11 protein-coding genes are annotated in these 15,355 nt (G+C 74.6%); 9 read left to right on the plus strand and 2 right to left on the minus strand.

Features of this window, described 5'->3' with window-relative positions; translation table 11 throughout:
* Window positions 1–36 precede the first annotated feature (36 nt).
* Window positions 37–1,104, minus strand: coding sequence for a putative F420-0 ABC transporter substrate-binding protein (locus ACFTZA_RS02470; RefSeq protein WP_378190383.1), 1,068 nt, complete (start codon window positions 1,102–1,104; stop codon window positions 37–39).
* Between the two features lie 239 nt (window positions 1,105–1,343).
* Here ACFTZA_RS02470 and ACFTZA_RS02475 point away from each other — a divergent pair, with 239 nt between their 5' ends.
* Complete coding sequence (locus ACFTZA_RS02475) at window positions 1,344–2,210, plus strand: SDR family oxidoreductase (RefSeq protein ID WP_378190386.1); 867 nt, start codon at window positions 1,344–1,346, stop codon at window positions 2,208–2,210.
* A 3-nt stretch (window positions 2,211–2,213) separates the two neighbouring features.
* On the opposite strand, the gene ACFTZA_RS02480 is transcribed toward ACFTZA_RS02475, so the two are convergent.
* Window positions 2,214–3,029, minus strand: a complete 816-nt coding sequence (locus tag ACFTZA_RS02480) for a class I SAM-dependent methyltransferase (protein ID WP_378190389.1) — start codon at window positions 3,027–3,029, stop codon at window positions 2,214–2,216.
* Window positions 3,030–3,211: 182 nt separating this feature from the next.
* On the opposite strand from ACFTZA_RS02480, the gene ACFTZA_RS02485 reads away from it, so the two are divergent.
* The 8 genes from ACFTZA_RS02485 to ACFTZA_RS02520 all read left to right on the plus strand — a co-directional run bounded on the left by ACFTZA_RS02485 (window position 3,212) and on the right by ACFTZA_RS02520 (window position 15,266).
* Entirely contained in the window at window positions 3,212–3,889 is a 678-nt protein-coding gene (locus ACFTZA_RS02485; protein WP_378190391.1) for a winged helix-turn-helix transcriptional regulator, read from the plus strand.
* 17 nt (window positions 3,890–3,906) lie between these two features.
* A complete protein-coding gene (locus tag ACFTZA_RS02490; protein WP_378190393.1) occupies window positions 3,907–5,538 on the plus strand; it encodes a molybdopterin-dependent oxidoreductase in 1,632 nt (543 codons plus the stop codon).
* An 830-nt stretch (window positions 5,539–6,368) separates the two neighbouring features.
* On the plus strand, window positions 6,369–9,857 hold the full coding sequence (gene ileS, locus ACFTZA_RS02495) for an isoleucine--tRNA ligase (RefSeq protein ID WP_378190394.1): 3,489 nt from the start codon (window positions 6,369–6,371) through the stop codon (window positions 9,855–9,857).
* Window positions 9,854–11,260, plus strand: coding sequence for a bifunctional folylpolyglutamate synthase/dihydrofolate synthase (locus tag ACFTZA_RS02500; RefSeq protein ID WP_378190396.1), 1,407 nt, complete (start codon window positions 9,854–9,856; stop codon window positions 11,258–11,260). Before ileS ends, ACFTZA_RS02500 begins: the two co-directional genes overlap by 4 nt.
* A 162-nt stretch (window positions 11,261–11,422) precedes the next feature.
* Window positions 11,423–12,424: a siderophore ABC transporter substrate-binding protein gene (locus ACFTZA_RS02505; protein WP_378190398.1), complete on the plus strand. Its 1,002-nt coding sequence runs from the start codon at window positions 11,423–11,425 to the stop codon at window positions 12,422–12,424.
* Window positions 12,425–12,467: 43 nt separating this feature from the next.
* Entirely contained in the window at window positions 12,468–13,520 is a 1,053-nt protein-coding gene (locus tag ACFTZA_RS02510; RefSeq protein WP_378190400.1) for an ABC transporter permease, read from the plus strand.
* Entirely contained in the window at window positions 13,510–14,511 is a 1,002-nt protein-coding gene (locus ACFTZA_RS02515) for an iron chelate uptake ABC transporter family permease subunit (RefSeq protein ID WP_378190402.1), read from the plus strand. Before ACFTZA_RS02510 ends, ACFTZA_RS02515 begins: the two co-directional genes overlap by 11 nt.
* Complete coding sequence (locus ACFTZA_RS02520) at window positions 14,508–15,266, plus strand: ABC transporter ATP-binding protein (protein WP_378190404.1); 759 nt, start codon at window positions 14,508–14,510, stop codon at window positions 15,264–15,266. The genes ACFTZA_RS02515 and ACFTZA_RS02520 overlap by 4 nt, the downstream gene beginning before the upstream one ends.
* The last annotated feature ends 89 nt before the right edge of the window (window positions 15,267–15,355 follow it).

Raw genomic sequence — 15,355 nt, forward strand, 5'->3', positions numbered from 1 at the left:
CGGTCGCGGTGGCGTCGTCACGCGTGGTCGGGGCGGTCACCGGTCGAGCGCCTCCAGCTGCGCCGCGAGGTCCACGACGGCGTCGACGGTGCGCACGCCCGCCTCGGTCGCCGGGAACGGGACGGTCAGGTACCGGCCCTCGCGCACCGCGGTCATCTCGGCCGTCGCCGGGTTCGACTCCAGGCGCTCGATCTTCGACGCGGCGGTGTTCCACGCGGCGTCGACGAGCACGAGGACGTCGGGGTCGGCCGCGATCGCCTCCTCCCACGCGTACGACGTCCACGTGTCCTCGACGTCGCCCGCGACGTTCTCCAGCCCGACGGCGTCCATGATCATCTGCGGCGCGCCGGCCCCGGCGCCGACGTACGGGATGTCGTCGCCCGAGGAGTACCACAGCGCCGTCAGGTCGCGGTCGTCGGGCGTGACGCCCTCGAGCGTCGCGCGCTGCTCGGCCACGAGGTCGGCGGCGGCCTGCTGCGCGTCGAAGATCTCGCCGACCTCGGTGATCTCGGCGAACAGGTCGTCGAACGTCAGCGGGTCCGGCATGTAGCCGGGTGCCTTGCACGCGGCGGGGGAGACGTACGTCGCGACGCCGAGCTGCGCCAGCGTCCCGCGGTCGCCCGCGCCCTCGGCGGTGAGGTTGGACTCCCAGCCCGCGTAGACGAGGTCGGGCTCGAGCGCGAGCACGGCCTCGGCGCCCGGCACCTGGTCCGAGATCGGGTCGGCCACCGCGGGGACCTGCGCCGCGGCGTCGGCGAGGGACTCGGGCACCGGCCCGTCGGGGAACGCGGTCGCGACGATCCGGTCGCCGAGCCCGAGGGCGAGCAGCATCTCCGTGGTGCTCGACTTGATCGTCACGACGCGCTCGGGCGCGGCGTCGAACGTCACCTCGAACCCGCAGTCGTCGAGCGTGAGCGGGTAGTCGGTCGACGTCACCGTGGTGGCACCGTCGGCCGGGGCCGACGGCGTCGGGTCGGCCGGGGTCCCCGGGCCGCCCACCACGTCGCCCGAGGAGCACGCGGCGAGCGCGAGGACGAGCACGGTCGCGGCGGCGCCGGCACGGGCGGCCGGCGACGGGCGGGCGGGACGGCGGTTCTGGGGCACGGGGTCTCTCTCCGGCGGGTCGGGGCGCGCGACGGCCGTGCCGTCCGGGGGAGCGTGCCCCGGGGCGGGCGTCGGCAACGGTGCTGTGCTGGACGCGTCATCTCGCGTCGGGCGGACCCGCGGCCCAGATCCGGGGCCGCCCCGCCGGGCCAATGCACGCGGCCCGCGGTCCGTCGTCCAGCCTAGTACGCCCACCTGCCGGGGTGCTCGGTGCCACGGGACCGTGGCACAGTGGCGCCGTGACCGACCACGCCGCGACGCCCCACGACCCGACCCGACCGGGAGCGGCGGGACCCGACCTCCCGGCCACGCTGCGCGCGGTGGTGACGGGGGCGTCGTCGGGCATCGGGGAGGCGTGCGTGCGCCGGCTGCGGGCGCTCGGGTGGGACGTCGTCGCGTTCGCTCGACGTGCGGACCGCCTCGCCGAGGTCGCCGAGCGCACGGGGGCGCACCCGGTCGTCGGCGACGTCACGTCGGACGACGACGTTGCACGCCTCGTCGCGGAGGCCGGTGCGCGCGGCCCCGTGCACGCGCTGCTCGACGTCGCCGGGCTCGCCCTCGGCGTCGACCACGTCGACGCGGCCGACCTCGACGCGTGGCGCACGATGTACGAGACGAACGTGCTCGGCACGGTGCGCGTGACGAAGGCGTTCCTTCCGCTGCTGCGCGCGTCGCGCCGCGGCGACGTCGTGCTCCTCACGTCGACCGCCGGGCACGACGGCTACCCGGGCGGCTCCGGCTACGTCGCGTCCAAGCACGCGATGGTCGGCGTGGCGCGCACGCTGCGGCTCGAGCTCGCCGGGGAGCCGGTCCGGGTCGTCGAGATCGCGCCCGGCATGGTGCGCACGCCCGAGTTCTCGCTCACGCGCTACGGCGGCGACCAGGCGAGCGCCGACGCCGTGTACGCGGGCGTGGAGCAGCCGCTCACGGCCGACGACGTGGCCGACGTCGTGACGTTCGCCGTCACGCGCCCGCACCACGTGAACATCGACTCGCTCGTCCTGCGACCGCTCGCCCAGTCGTCGACGACGTCGGTCTGGCGCGGCCCGCTCGTGCCGAAGGGCGAGGCCGTCCCGGCGCGCGACGAGCCGCGCCGGGACGGCTGACCCTCAGGCGCGCGTCGCGACGAGCAGCAGGTACTCCCACGCCATCGCCCCGTCGGCGTCGAGGGAGCGGTCGGCGAGGTCGCGCAGCGCGGCGTCGAGCGCGGCGAGGCGCTCCGGGTCGTCGGCCAGCGACCGACGGACGACGATCGTCGGCCCGTACCTGCTCGCGAAGTACGCCCGGAACGACTCGCCGTCGGCGAACCCCATGACGGGCAGCGTGCGCACCTGCGTGCGCACGTCGCGGACCCGGTCGCCGAGCAGGGCCCGCACATGCTCCTCGTCCCCCCAGAGCGGGGGCGGCTGCGCGCCGGGCGGCGGTGCCGGGGCGTAGGGCCTCATGGTGGCGAACATCTGCCCGATGAAGCCGCGGGGCGTCCAGCTCGCGAGGCCGATCGTCCCGCCCGGCCGCGTGACCCGGACCAGCTCGTCGGCGCAGTCCTGGTGGTGGGGCGCGAACATCGCGCCGATGCTCGACAGCACGACGTCGAACGACGCGTCGCCGTACGGCAGCGCCTCGGCGTCGGCCTGCTCCCACGCGAGGTCCGCGCCGCGGCCGGCGGCGACGCGCCGGCCGACGTCGAGGAGCTCGGGCGTGAGGTCGGACGCGACGACGTCCGCCCCGGCGAGCGCTGCCGCGATCGCCGCGTTGCCCGTGCCGGCGCCGACGTCGAGCACGCGCTGGCCCGCGCTGACGCCGCACGCCGCGACGAGGTCCTCGCCGAGCGGTCGCACCACCTCCGCCACGGCCGGGTAGTCGCCGGCCGCCCACATCGCGCGGTGCCTGGCCTTGAGGTCCGAGAGGGCCACGGTGTCCGTCATGGTGCTGCTCCTGGTCTCGTGCCCGCGGACGCGGGCCGTGGTGGGTCACGTGCGTCCAGGCTCGTCCGCGACGCGGACGGCATCCAGTTCCGGATCTGTACCGCGGCAGCACGCCGATCGGGCGGGCACTGGCCGCGGAGCCCCCGACGGCGGTTCACTGGAACCGAGGTGAGGAGGCCGCGATGTCGACCTACGGCCAGTTCTGCCCGGTCGCCAAGGCGATGGAGCTGCTCGACGAGCGGTGGACGCTCCTCGTGGTCCGCGAGCTCCTCTCCGGCAGCACGCACTTCAACGAGCTGCGGCGCGGCAACCCGCGCATGTCGCCCGCGCTGCTCGCCAAGCGGCTGCGCACGCTCGAGCGCGCAGGTGTCGTCCGACGCGGGGACGACGGGGGCCGACCCGCCTACCGGCTCACCGCGGCCGGCGAGGAGCTCGCGCCGGTCGTCGAGGCGCTCGGGGCGTGGGGCGTGCGCTGGGTCGGCGAGCTGGGGGAAGCGGACCTCGACCCGCACCTGCTGTTCTGGGACGTGCGCCGCACCGTCCCCGTCGACGCGTGGCCCCGTGGCCGCACGGTCGTGGAGTTCCGCCTCGACGACGTGGAACCCGCTGTCGCCCGGTGGTGGCTCGTCGTCCGTGACCGCGAGGTCGACCTGTGCGACGTCGACCCGGGCCTCGAGCCCGCCGTCGTGGTGCGATCGGGACTGCGCGACCTCACGCGGATCTGGCGCGGGGACGCGTCCTGGGCGCAGGCCCTGCGCAGCGGGGCCGTCCGGATCGACGGGCCGCCCACGGCCCGGCGCAGCGTGCCGCGCTGGATCGGTCAGGGCAGCTTCGCGACCGTGCCCCGCCCGGTCGGCTGACGTGCGAGGCTGAGATCGTGCCTGACCCCACCGACCGTCCCGCTCCCGACGGTGCCGCTCCCGACGACCCCGCTCCCGACCCCGCGCCCGCGCCGCGCCGCGCGAGGACGCTCGCGGCGCTCGCGGGCGTCGTCGCTGCCGCCGTCGGCTTCGCGGTCGCCGAGCTCGCCGCGGCCGTCGTGGCGCCCGGCGCGAGCCCGCTGTTCGCCGCGGGAGCCGGCGTCGTCGACGTCGTCCCGGCGCCGCTCAAGGACTGGGCGATCGACACCTTCGGCACGGCCGACAAGGCGGTGCTGCTCGCCTCGATGGGCGTCGTGCTCGCGGCCGGCGCCGCGCTGAGCGGCTGGCTCGAGCTGCGTCGTCCCCCGGCGGGCACCGTCCTGCTCGCCGCCGTCGGCGCGGTCGGTGCCGTCGTGGCCGCGGCACGCCCCGGGGCCGACGTCGCGTGGGCGCTGCCGAGCCTCGTGGGTGTCGCCGTGGCGGTGCTGCTGCTGCGGGCGCAGATCCGCACGCTGCGACCGACGGGCGGGCCCGGGCGCGTCGACGACCGGCCCGCGCCGGCCCGTGGGACGGGAGGCGTGGACCGTCGGCGCTTCCTGCTCGTCAGCGGTCTCGCGGTCGGCGGCGGCGTGGTGGCGCTCGCGGCCTCGCGCGCCGTGGTGGCGGGCACGCGCGTCGTCACCGCCGCGCGGGACGCGCTGCGGCTGCCGGCGCCGGCGGTCCCCGCGCCGCCCGTGCCGCCCGGTGCCGACCTCGAGATCCCGGGTCTCGTCCCGTACGTCACCCCGAACGACGACTTCTACCGCATCGACACGGCGCTGCGCGTGCCGCAGGTGGACCCGGACTCGTGGACGCTGCGCGTGACGGGGCTCGTCGAGGAGCCGTTCGAGATCACGTTCGACGAGCTGCTCGCCCTGCCGCTCGTGGAGCACCACGTGACGCTCACGTGCGTGTCGAACGAGGTGGGCGGGGACCTCGTCGGGAACGCGCGCTGGCTCGGGTACCCGGTGCGCGAGCTGCTCACCCGCGCGGGGGTGCGCGAGGGCGCGGACATGGTGCTGTCCACGAGCGCGGACGGCTGGACCGCCAGCACGCCGCTCGACGTCCTCACCGACCCCGACCGCGCGTGCCTGCTGGCCGTGGGGATGAACGGCGAGCCGCTCCCGCCCGCGCACGGGTTCCCGGCGCGCCTCGTCGTCCCCGGCCTCTACGGGTACGTGTCGGCGACCAAGTGGGTCACCGAGCTGAAGGTCACCACGTTCGCCGACGACGTCGCGTACTGGTCGACGCGCGGCTGGTCCGAGCGCGGGCCGATCAAGCTCGCGTCCCGCATCGACACGCCGCGCGCCGGCGCCGCGCTGGACGCCGGCCGCGTCACGGTCGCGGGCGTCGCGTGGGCGCAGCACACGGGCATCGCGGCGGTCGAGGTGCGCGTGGACGACGGACCGTGGGAGGCCGCGACGCTCGCCGAGACGGTGGGGCCGGACACGTGGCGGCAGTGGTCGTTCGCGTGGGACGCGACGGCAGGGGACCACCGGCTCACGGTCCGGGCGACCGACGCCGACGGCACGGTGCAGACCGCGGACGTCGCCCCGCCCGTCCCCGACGGCGCGAGCGGCCGGCACGACGTCGAGGTGTCCGTCCGCTGACCCGCCGTCCCGGTGCGCCCGCTGGGCCGACGTGCTGGCGGATCGGCGCGGAGCCTGGCACCATGTCGGCGTGACCTCGACCGCGCCCACGAGCAGCCCGCTCGTCCTCGCGCGCCCGCAGGTCCCCTCCTCGTCGTCCTGTTGTTGACGGCTCGCGGCGCCACGCGCAGCCGACCAGGCGTCCGCGAGCAGGACTCCGCCCCTCCCTCCTGAGGTACCGACCCATCGAGGGCACCGGGGCGTGACGGTCGCCGACCTCCCGCACCCCCCACCGGTCCGCCGACGGACCGATGACTCGGGCGCGCGACGCCGGTCTGCACCCCCGACGCCCGTCACCGGCAGGACGCGAGACAGCACCATGTACCTCCCCGGCACCACCGCCCAGCACCTCCGCACCACCCGGGCCCGCGCCGCCGCGGCGGCGCGCCCTCAGCCGGCGCCCGCACCGGCGAGCGCGACGCCGCCGCTCACCGTCGAGTGGCTCGTCGCCCGCGACATCGACGCGTTCAGCGCGCGGCGCCGGACGCGCCCGCGCACCCCGGCTACCATGGACGCACAGGCATCGACCCGGCCATCACCGGTGAGCCTCCGGAAGAACGGGACCAGCGCCGTCGCGCAGTCGTAGACGTCGGCACGGTCCTCAGTAGAACCGGACGGGGCAGGCCCGTCACAGCCTTCGACGAGCGGTCGGCGCGCACGCGCCGGCAAGCGAGGTGGTACCGCGGCGACCGCACCCGCACGGGTGGGGGAGTCGTCCTCGCAGGAGCACGACCGACCCGTACCACCGCGGCGGACCCCCGCCGTCCCGCACCCATCGGAGCCGTCGAACCATGGCCTACCCGCTGCACCGCGCCCCGAGCACCGACCCGACCGGCCACCAGCCGGGCGCGTCGTTCGGCATCCCCGCGTCGCCGGACCTGCCCGCGATCGAGCGGGACGTCCTCGCGTACTGGGACGCGGACGACACGTTCCGCGCGTCCGTCGAGCGCAACCCCGCCGGCGAGAACGGCAGCAACGAGTTCGTCTTCTACGACGGCCCGCCGTTCGCCAACGGCCTGCCGCACTACGGGCACCTGCTCACCGGGTACGCGAAGGACGTCGTCCCGCGCTACCAGACGATGCGCGGGCGCCACGTCGAGCGTCGCTTCGGCTGGGACACGCACGGCCTGCCGGCGGAGCTCGAGGCGATGGACCAGCTCGGGATCAAGACCAAGGAGGAGATCCTCGAGCTCGGCATCGAGCGGTTCAACGACGCGTGCCGCGCCTCGGTGCTCAGGTACACGAGCGAGTGGCGCGACTACGTGACGCGTCAGGCGCGCTGGGTCGACTTCGACGACGACTACAAGACCTTCGACCCCACGTTCATGGAGTCGGTGCTGTGGGCGTTCCGGTCGCTGCACGACAAGGGCCTCGTCTACGAGGGCTTCCGCGTGCTGCCGTACTGCTGGAACGACCAGACACCGCTGTCCAACCACGAGCTGCGCATGGACGACGACGTCTACCAGGTGCGCCAGGACCCGGCCGTCACCGTCGGCCTGCGCCTGGAGACGGGCGAGCTCGCGCTCGTGTGGACGACGACGCCGTGGACCCTGCCCTCGAACCTCGTCGTCATGGTCGGCCCGGACGTCGACTACGTCGTCGTCGAGTCGTCCGCGACCGGCGTCAAGGAGCGGTACGTCATCGCCGAGGCGCGCCTCGAGGCGTACGCGCGCGAGCTCACCGACGCCGTCGGCGACGACGACCCCGACGGCGCCGGCGCAGGACTGGCGGCCCAGGTGGTCGAGCGCCTCAAGGGCTCCGACCTCGTCGGCCGCTCCTACACCCCGCCGTTCTCCTACTACGCGGGGCACCCCAACGCGCACCGCGTCGTCGAGGCGGACTTCGTCACGACGACGGACGGCACCGGGCTCGTGCACGGCGCCGGCGCGTTCGGCGAGGACGACAAGGTGGTGTCCGACCGCGAGGGCATCGAGCCCGTCATGCCCGTCGGCCCCGACGGGAAGTTCACGTTCCCCGTCGTCGACTACGAGTCGCTGCAGGTGTTCGACGCGAACGCGCTGATCATCGACCATCTCAAGGGCCGCACGCGCCGCGACGCGGCGACCGCGAGCGGACAGGAGGTCCCGGACCTCGCCGTCGGTGCCGTGACCGAGGGCACGGTGATGCTGCGCCGCGAGTCGTACGCGCACTCCTACCCGCACTGCTGGCGGTGCCGGCAGCCGCTCATCTACATGGGCGTGTCCTCGTGGTTCGTCGCGGTGTCGCGCTTCAAGGACCGCATGGTCGAGCTCAACGGGCAGATCTCGTGGACGCCCGAGCACATCCAGCACGGCCAGTTCGGCAAGTGGCTGGAGAACGCGCGCGACTGGTCGATCACGCGCAACCGCTTCTGGGGCAGCCCCGTGCCCGTGTGGAAGTCGGACGACCCGCAGCACCCGCGCGTCGACGTCTACGGCTCGTTCGAGGAGATCGAGCGCGACTTCGGCACGCTGCCGCGCAACGAGAAGGGCGAGCCCGACCTGCACCGCCCGTACGTCGACCGCCTCACGCGCCCGAACCCGGACGACCCGACCGGCCGCTCGACGATGCGCCGCGTCGAGGACGTCCTCGACGTGTGGTTCGACTCCGGGTCGATGCCGTACGCGCAGGTGCACCACCCGTTCGAGAACGCCGACTGGTTCGCGCACCACAACCCGGGCGACTTCATCGTCGAGTACATCGGCCAGACGCGCGGCTGGTTCTACACGCTGCACGTCCTCGCCACGGCCCTGTTCGACCGCCCCGCGTTCCGCACGGCGGTCTCGCACGGCATCGTCCTCGGCTCGGACGGGCGCAAGATGAGCAAGTCGCTGCGCAACTACCCCGACGTCAACGAGGTGTTCGACCGCGACGGCTCGGACGCGATGCGCTGGTTCCTCATGAGCTCGCCCATCCTGCGCGGCGGCAACCTCGTCGTCACCGAGGACGGGATCCGCGACGCGGTGCGCCAGGTGCTGCTGCCGCTGTGGAGCACGTACTACTTCTTCACCCTGTACGCGAACAGCTCCAAGGCGCAGGCCCGCGGCGAGGGCGCGTCCGGCCAGGAGGGGGCGGGGTCCGACGGCGGCGGGTACGTGGCCCAGCGCGTCGCGCCCGAGCGCGTCCCGGGCCTGCCGGCGCTCGACCGCTACCTGCTCGCGCGCACGCACGACCTCGTCGTGCGCGTCACGGCGCAGCTCGACGCGTACGACATCGCCGGCGCGTGCGAGACCGTCCGGGAGCACCTCGACGTGCTCACCAACTGGTACGTGCGCACGCAGCGCGACCGCTTCTGGGCCGAGGACGCCGACGCGTTCGACACCCTGTACACCGCGCTCGAGACGCTCACGCGCGTCATGGCCCCGCTCGCGCCGCTGCTCGCGGAGGAGGTCTGGCGCGGCCTGACCGGTGGTCGCTCGGTGCACCTCGCCGACTGGCCGACGACGACGCAGGACGTCGGCGAGCGCTACGAGGGGACCGAGGGGCGCTACGCGGTCGCGGTACGGCACGTCCCCGAGGCCGGTCTGGTCGCGGACGACGCGCTCGTGGCCGCGATGGACGAGGTGCGCGCCGTCGCGTCGTCGGCGCTCGGCCTGCGCAAGGCCCACCAGCTGCGCGTGCGTCAGCCGCTCGCGCGCCTGACGGTCGTCGTCGACGACCCGCAGGCGCTCGCCCCGTACACCGACCTCCTCGCGCGCGAGCTCAACGTCAAGGCCGTCGAGCTCGAGTCGACCGCGTCCGACGCGGCCGAGCGGTTCGGCGTCACGCAGCGCCTCGCGGTCAACGCGCGCGCCGCCGGCCCGCGCCTGGGCCGCGGCGTCCAGGCGGTCATCAAGGCGTCGAAGACGGGCGCGTGGCGCGTCGACGAGGCGGGCGAGGTCGTCGTGACGACCGACGACGGCGACGTCGCGCTGCTTCCCGCCGAGTACGAGCTGACGACCGTCGTCGCGGCGCGCGAGGCCGGCGACGGCACCGACGGCCCGACGGTCGCGGCCGCGGTCCTCGCGGGTGGCGGGTTCGTCGTGGTCGATCTCTCGCTCGACGACGCCCTGCTCGCCGAGGGCTACGCGCGCGACGTCGTCCGCGACGTCCAGGACGCGCGCAAGGCCGCCGGGCTCGACGTCGCCGATCGCATCCGCCTCTCGCTCGACGTGCCCGAGCGGTGGCTCGCGGCGGTCGAGGAGCACCGCGATCTCGTCGCGCGCGAGACCCTCGCCGTCGACGTGCGGGTCAGCGGGGTGGACGGCGACGAGCGCGAGGTCCGCGTCGAGCGGGCGGGCGCGGGGGAGGTCGAGGCGTGAGCGCGAAGAACCGGAAGAAGCCTGCCGGCGCGGCGGCGCGCGAGGCCGCGCAGGACGCGGCGGCGACCGAGGAGCTGCGCGAGGTCTACGCGCACATCATGGCGCGCGCGCCCGAGCACGACATCGACCCGACGCTCGCGCGCGTGCAGCGCGTCCTCGAGCTGCTCGGCGACCCGCACCGCGCGTACCGGGTCGTGCACGTCACCGGGACGAACGGCAAGAGCTCCACGGCGCGCGTCGCCGAGCGGCTCGTGCGCGAGCACGGCCTGCGCACCGGGCTCTTCACGAGCCCGCACCTGACCAGCGTCACGGAGCGCATCCAGGTCGACGGCGAGCCCCTGAGCGCGCGGCGCTTCGTCGAGGTCTGGGAGGACGTCGCGCCCTACGTCGGCGTCGTGGACCGCGAGTCCCAGGAGGAGGGCGGGCCGCGCCTGAGCTTCTTCGAGGTGCTGACCGTCATGGCGTTCGCGGCGTTCGCCGACGCACCCGTCGACGTCGCCGTGGTCGAGGTCGGCCTCGGCGGCACGTGGGACTCGACCAACGTCGTGGACGGCGACGTCGCGGTCGTCACCCCCGTCGCGCACGACCACGAGCGCTGGCTCGGGAGCACGCTCGAGGAGATCGCGGAGAACAAGGCCGGCATCGTCAAGGAGGGCGCGACGGCGGTCCTCGCCGAGCAGGAGCCCGAGGTCCTCGAGGTCCTTATCGACCGGGCTCGCCAGGTCGGCGCGCGGGTGCTGCGCGAGGGCGTCGACCTCGACGTCGCGTCGCGCCAGGTCGCCGTGGGCGGGCAGATGCTGGACCTGCGGACCCCGGCCGCGCTGTACACCGAGGTGTTCCTGCCGCTGCACGGCGCGCACCAGGCGCACAACGCGCTGCTCGGCCTCGCGGCCGTCGAGACGCTGCTCGGCGGGCGCGCGCTCGACGGCGCGGTCGTCGAGGCGGCGTTCGCCGACGTGACCTCGCCGGGGCGCCTCGAGGTCGTGCGGTCGAGCCCGACCGTGCTCGTCGACGCCGCGCACAACGCGGCGGGCGCCGAGGCGCTCGTCGCCGCGCTCGACGAGGCGTTCGACGTCCGCCACCTGGTCGGGGTCGTCGCCATCATGGGCGACAAGGACGCCGAGGCGCTGCTCGCGGCGCTGGAGCCCGTCCTCGCGGAGGTCGTCGTCACGCGCAACAGCTCGGACCGCTCGGCCGACGTCACCGAGCTCGCCGAGCTCGCGGCCGAGGTGTTCGGCCAGGACCGCGTGCGCAGCGCCGAGTCGCTCGACGAGGCGCTGCAGGTGGCGGTGGACCTCGCCGAGGTGGCGGACCCCGTGGGCGTCGGCAGCGGCACGGGCGTGCTCGTCACGGGCTCGGTCGTGACCGTGGCGGACGTGCGCATCCTGCTCGGCCGCGGCTGAACGTCGCCCCCGGGCCGGACCCCGGGCCCCGGTCGGTGCGGGTGTGACGCATCGCACGACCGGATACCGGGACGGTGGTACCGGAGGCAGGTGAGGCTCACCTATGTTGGTTGCTGCTCGCTCAGGTGAGCCTCACCTTGCTTCCCGACCTCGGAGACCACCGTGAACCTTCCGCGCGCCCTCGGGGCGTCCCGAACCGTCCGTGCCACCGCCGCGCTCGCGGGTGTCCTCCTCGTCGCCTCCGCGTGCGCCTCCAGCGGTACGGCAGACGCCGCGGACGAGGCCACCTCGGAGGCGGCCGGCGACGACGCGCCCGCCACGGTCGTCGTCGAGCACGCGCAGGGCGAGACGGAGGTCGACGTCGACCCGCAGAAGATCTACACCTTCGACTTCGCCGCGCTGTCGGTGCTCGACGCGCTGGGCGTCGAGGTCGCGGGCGTGCCGAAGCAGAACGTGCCCGAGGCCTACGCGCAGTACGCGAGCGACGAGGACGTGCAGGACATCGGGACGCTCTTCGAGCCCGACTACGAGCTCGTCGCCGCCGAGCAGCCGGACCTCATCATCGTCGCGGGGCGTTCGTCCGAGGCGTACCCCCAGCTGAGCGAGATCGCGCCCACCATCGACCTGTCGAACGACTGGGAGACCTTCCACGACTCGGTCGTCGCCAACGCGCAGGCCCTCGCGCCGGTGTTCGACGCGCAGGACGAGGTCGACGCGCTCGTCGCCGACCTGGACGCCGCGGTGGCGGGCGTCCAGGAGCAGGCGGAGAGCGCCGGGACGGCCCTCGTCGTCCTGACCTCCGGCGGCGAGGTCACGGCCTACGGACCCGGGTCCCGCTTCGGCTTCCTGCACGACTCGCTGGGCCTCACGCCGGCCGTCGAGGACGTCGAGGCCGCGACCCACGGCGAGGCCGTCTCCTTCGAGTTCCTCCTGGAGACGGACCCCGACTGGCTGTTCGTGGTCGACCGCGACGCCGCGACGGGCGAGGGCACGCAGAACGCCGAGCAGGTCCTCGACAACGAGGTGGTGCACCGCACGAGCGCGTGGCAGGAGGACCAGGTCGTCTACCTCGACCCGACCACCTGGTACATCATCAACGGCGGCGTGCCCACGCTGACCGCGATGGCCGAGGAGGTCGGCGCGGCGCTCGAGGGCACCGCGTGACGACCGGGCGCCGCTCGTGACCGTCGAGCCCACGGTGCGCCCCGTGCGCACCCCCGACCCGGTCGCCGCCCCGACCGCCGGCACGGCCTCCGCCGCGTCGGCGGTCGGAGCCGGCGACCGGGCCGGTCGCGTGCGGCGCACGGCGGTCCTCGGTGCGTCCGTCGTCGCGCTGCTCGTCGCGGCGGTCGCGTCCTCCTTCGTCGGCGTCAGCGACGTGACGCCCGCGTCCCTGTGGGCGGACGACGGCCACGCGCGCGACCTGCTCCTGCTCTCGCGCCTGCCCCGCACGGCGTCCGTCCTCCTCGCGGGCGCCGCGATGGCGGTGACCGGCGTCGTCATGCAGATGCTCGTGCGCAACCGGTTCGTCGAGCCGTCCACCGTGGGCACGACCGAGTCCGCGGGGCTCGGCCTGCTCCTCGTGACCGTCGCGGCCCCCGGGCTGCCCGTCCCCGGCAAGCTCCTCGTCGCGACCGTCTGCGCGCTCGCCGGCACCGCGCTCTTCCTCCTCGTGCTGCGCGCCGTGCCCGTCCGCTCGATCGTCACGGTGCCGCTCGTGGGGATCATGCTCTCGGGCGTGATCGCCGCCGTGTCCACGTTCCTCGCGTACCGCTACGACCTGCTCCAGACGCTCTCGGCGTGGATGACCGGGGACTTCTCCGGCGTCGTCGCCGGGCGCTACGAGCTCCTGTGGGCCGTCGCCGCGCTCGTCGTCGTGGTGTACGTCGCCGCGGACCGGTTCACGGTCGCCGGCATGGGCCGCGACGTCGCTACGTCGCTGGGCCTGCGCTACGGCGTCGTCCTGTCCGTCGGTCTCGCCGTGGTCGCCACGTCGAGCGCCGTCGTCGTGGTCGTCGTCGGGGCGCTGCCTTTCCTCGGGCTCGTCGCGCCGAACGTCGTGAGCCTGCTCACCGGCGACAACCTGCGCCGCTCGCTGCCGTGGGTCGCGCTCCTCGGGGCGGGCCTCGTGCTGGTGTGCGACGTCCTGGGGCGCGTGCTGCGCTACCCGTACGAGATCCCCATCGGCGTCGTCATGGGCGTGCTGGGCGCGGCAGCGTTCCTGTGGCTCCTCCTGCGGAGGTCCGCACGTGTCGGCTGACCTGCTCGCCCTCGTGCGCACGCCCCGGCCCGCCGTCGGGCGCCGCGAGGCGGCCGTCCTCGTGACGCTCGCGGTCCTCGCGCTCGTCGCCGCCGGCACCTACCTCGTCGTCGGCGTGCAGGGCGGCTGGGAGTTCGTGCTGCCGTTCCGCGGCCGACGCCTCGCGGGCCTCGTCGTGGTCGGCGTGGCGATCGCCGCGTCCACCGTCGTGTTCCAGACGCTCACCGACAACCGCATCCTCACGCCGTCCATCATGGGGTTCGACTCGCTGTACCAGCTCGTGCAGACGGTCGCGGTGTTCGCACTGGGCAGCCTCGCGCTCGCTGCGGTCCCGCCGACGGCGCAGTTCGGCGTGGTGCTGGTCGTCATGGTCGTGCTCTCGACGGCGCTCTTCCGCTGGCTGTTCGGGGGAGCGCGGCACAGCCTGCACCTGCTCGTGCTCGTCGGCGTCGTCATCGGCACGATGTTCCGCAGCGTGTCGGCGCTGCTGCAGCGCATGCTCGACCCGAACGAGTTCACCGTCCTGCAGTCCCGCCTGTTCGCGAGCTTCAGCACGCTCGACGAACGCCTGCTCGCCGTCACGGCGGTGCTCGTCGCGGCGGGCGTCGCCGTGCTGCTGCGCGGCCACCGCGAGCTCGACGTGCTGGCGCTCGGGCGGCCGACCGCCGTCGCGCTCGGCGTCGACCACCGGCGGGTCGTGCTGCGCACGCTCGTCGTCGTGGCGGTGCTCGTGTCCGCGGCGACGGCGCTCGTCGGCCCGGTGACGTTCTTCGGTCTCCTCGTGGCGAACCTCGCCTACGTGCTGACCGGGTCGCACCGCCACGCCGTCAACCTGCCCGCGGCGGGCCTGCTCGCCGTGGTCGTCCTCGTCGGTGGGCAGACGGTGCTCGAGCACGTCCTCGGGCAGGCCGCCGTGCTCAGCGTCGTCGTCGAGTTCCTGGGAGGGATCGTGTTCATCGCCATGCTCGTCACCGCAGGGAGGCGCCGGTGATCCGGCTCGAAGTGCTCACCAAGCGGTACGGGACGGCCGTCGTCGTCGACGGCGTCGACCTGGAGCTGCCCGCCGGCGGCGTCGTGTCGGTCATCGGCCCCAACGGCGCGGGCAAGTCGACGCTCCTGTCGGTCGTCGCGCGGCTGCTCCCGGCGGAGCAGGGGCGCGTCACGGTCGACGGCGACGACGTGCGCACGACGCCCGGGCCGGTGCTCGCCCGGCGTCTGGGCATCCTCCGCCAGGACAACCACCTCACCGTCCGGCTCACCGTGCGCGACCTCGTGACGTTCGGCCGCTACCCGCACTCGCAGGGGCGCACCACGTCCGAGGACGAGCGGCACGTCGCCGCCGCCCTCGCGTACCTCGACCTCGACGGCCTCGCCGAGCGGTACCTCGACGAGCTCTCGGGCGGCCAGCGGCAGCGCGCCTTCGTCGCGATGGTGCTGGCCCAGGACACGCGGTACGTGCTCCTCGACGAACCGTTGAACAACCTCGACCTGCGCCACGCGCGCGGCATGATGCGCCTCGTGCGCGACGCCGCCGACGACCTCGGCAAGACCGTGGTCGCCGTGCTGCACGACGTGAACTTCGCGTCCTGCTGGTCCGACCGCATCGTCGCGATGCGGGACGGGCGCGTCGTCGCGCAGGGGACGCCCGAGGAGGTCGTGCGGCCCGAGGTGCTGCGCGACGTCTACGGCACGGACGTCGACGTGCGCGTCGTCGACGGCAACCGCGTGGTCCTCTACTACGTGTGAGCGCCGGGTACCAGGTGCGAGCGCCGGGCGCCGCCGTGCACCCGCGGCCCCGGCGGTGTTTCATGGTGCCTGCGGACCGCGTCTCCCGC

Origin of the sequence: Cellulosimicrobium sp. NPDC057127 (assembly GCF_042670945.1) — a bacterium.
Lineage (GTDB): Bacteria > Actinomycetota > Actinomycetes > Actinomycetales > Cellulomonadaceae > Cellulosimicrobium.

Coding starts and splice junctions, on each gene's coding strand:
- ACFTZA_RS02480 (WP_378190389.1), bottom strand. CDS start 3,029: ATGACGGACACCGTGGCCCTCTCGGACCTCAAGGCCAGGCACCGCGCG.
- ACFTZA_RS02485 (WP_378190391.1), top strand. CDS start 3,212: ATGTCGACCTACGGCCAGTTCTGCCCGGTCGCCAAGGCGATGGAGCTG.
- ileS (WP_378190394.1), top strand. CDS start 6,369: ATGGCCTACCCGCTGCACCGCGCCCCGAGCACCGACCCGACCGGCCAC.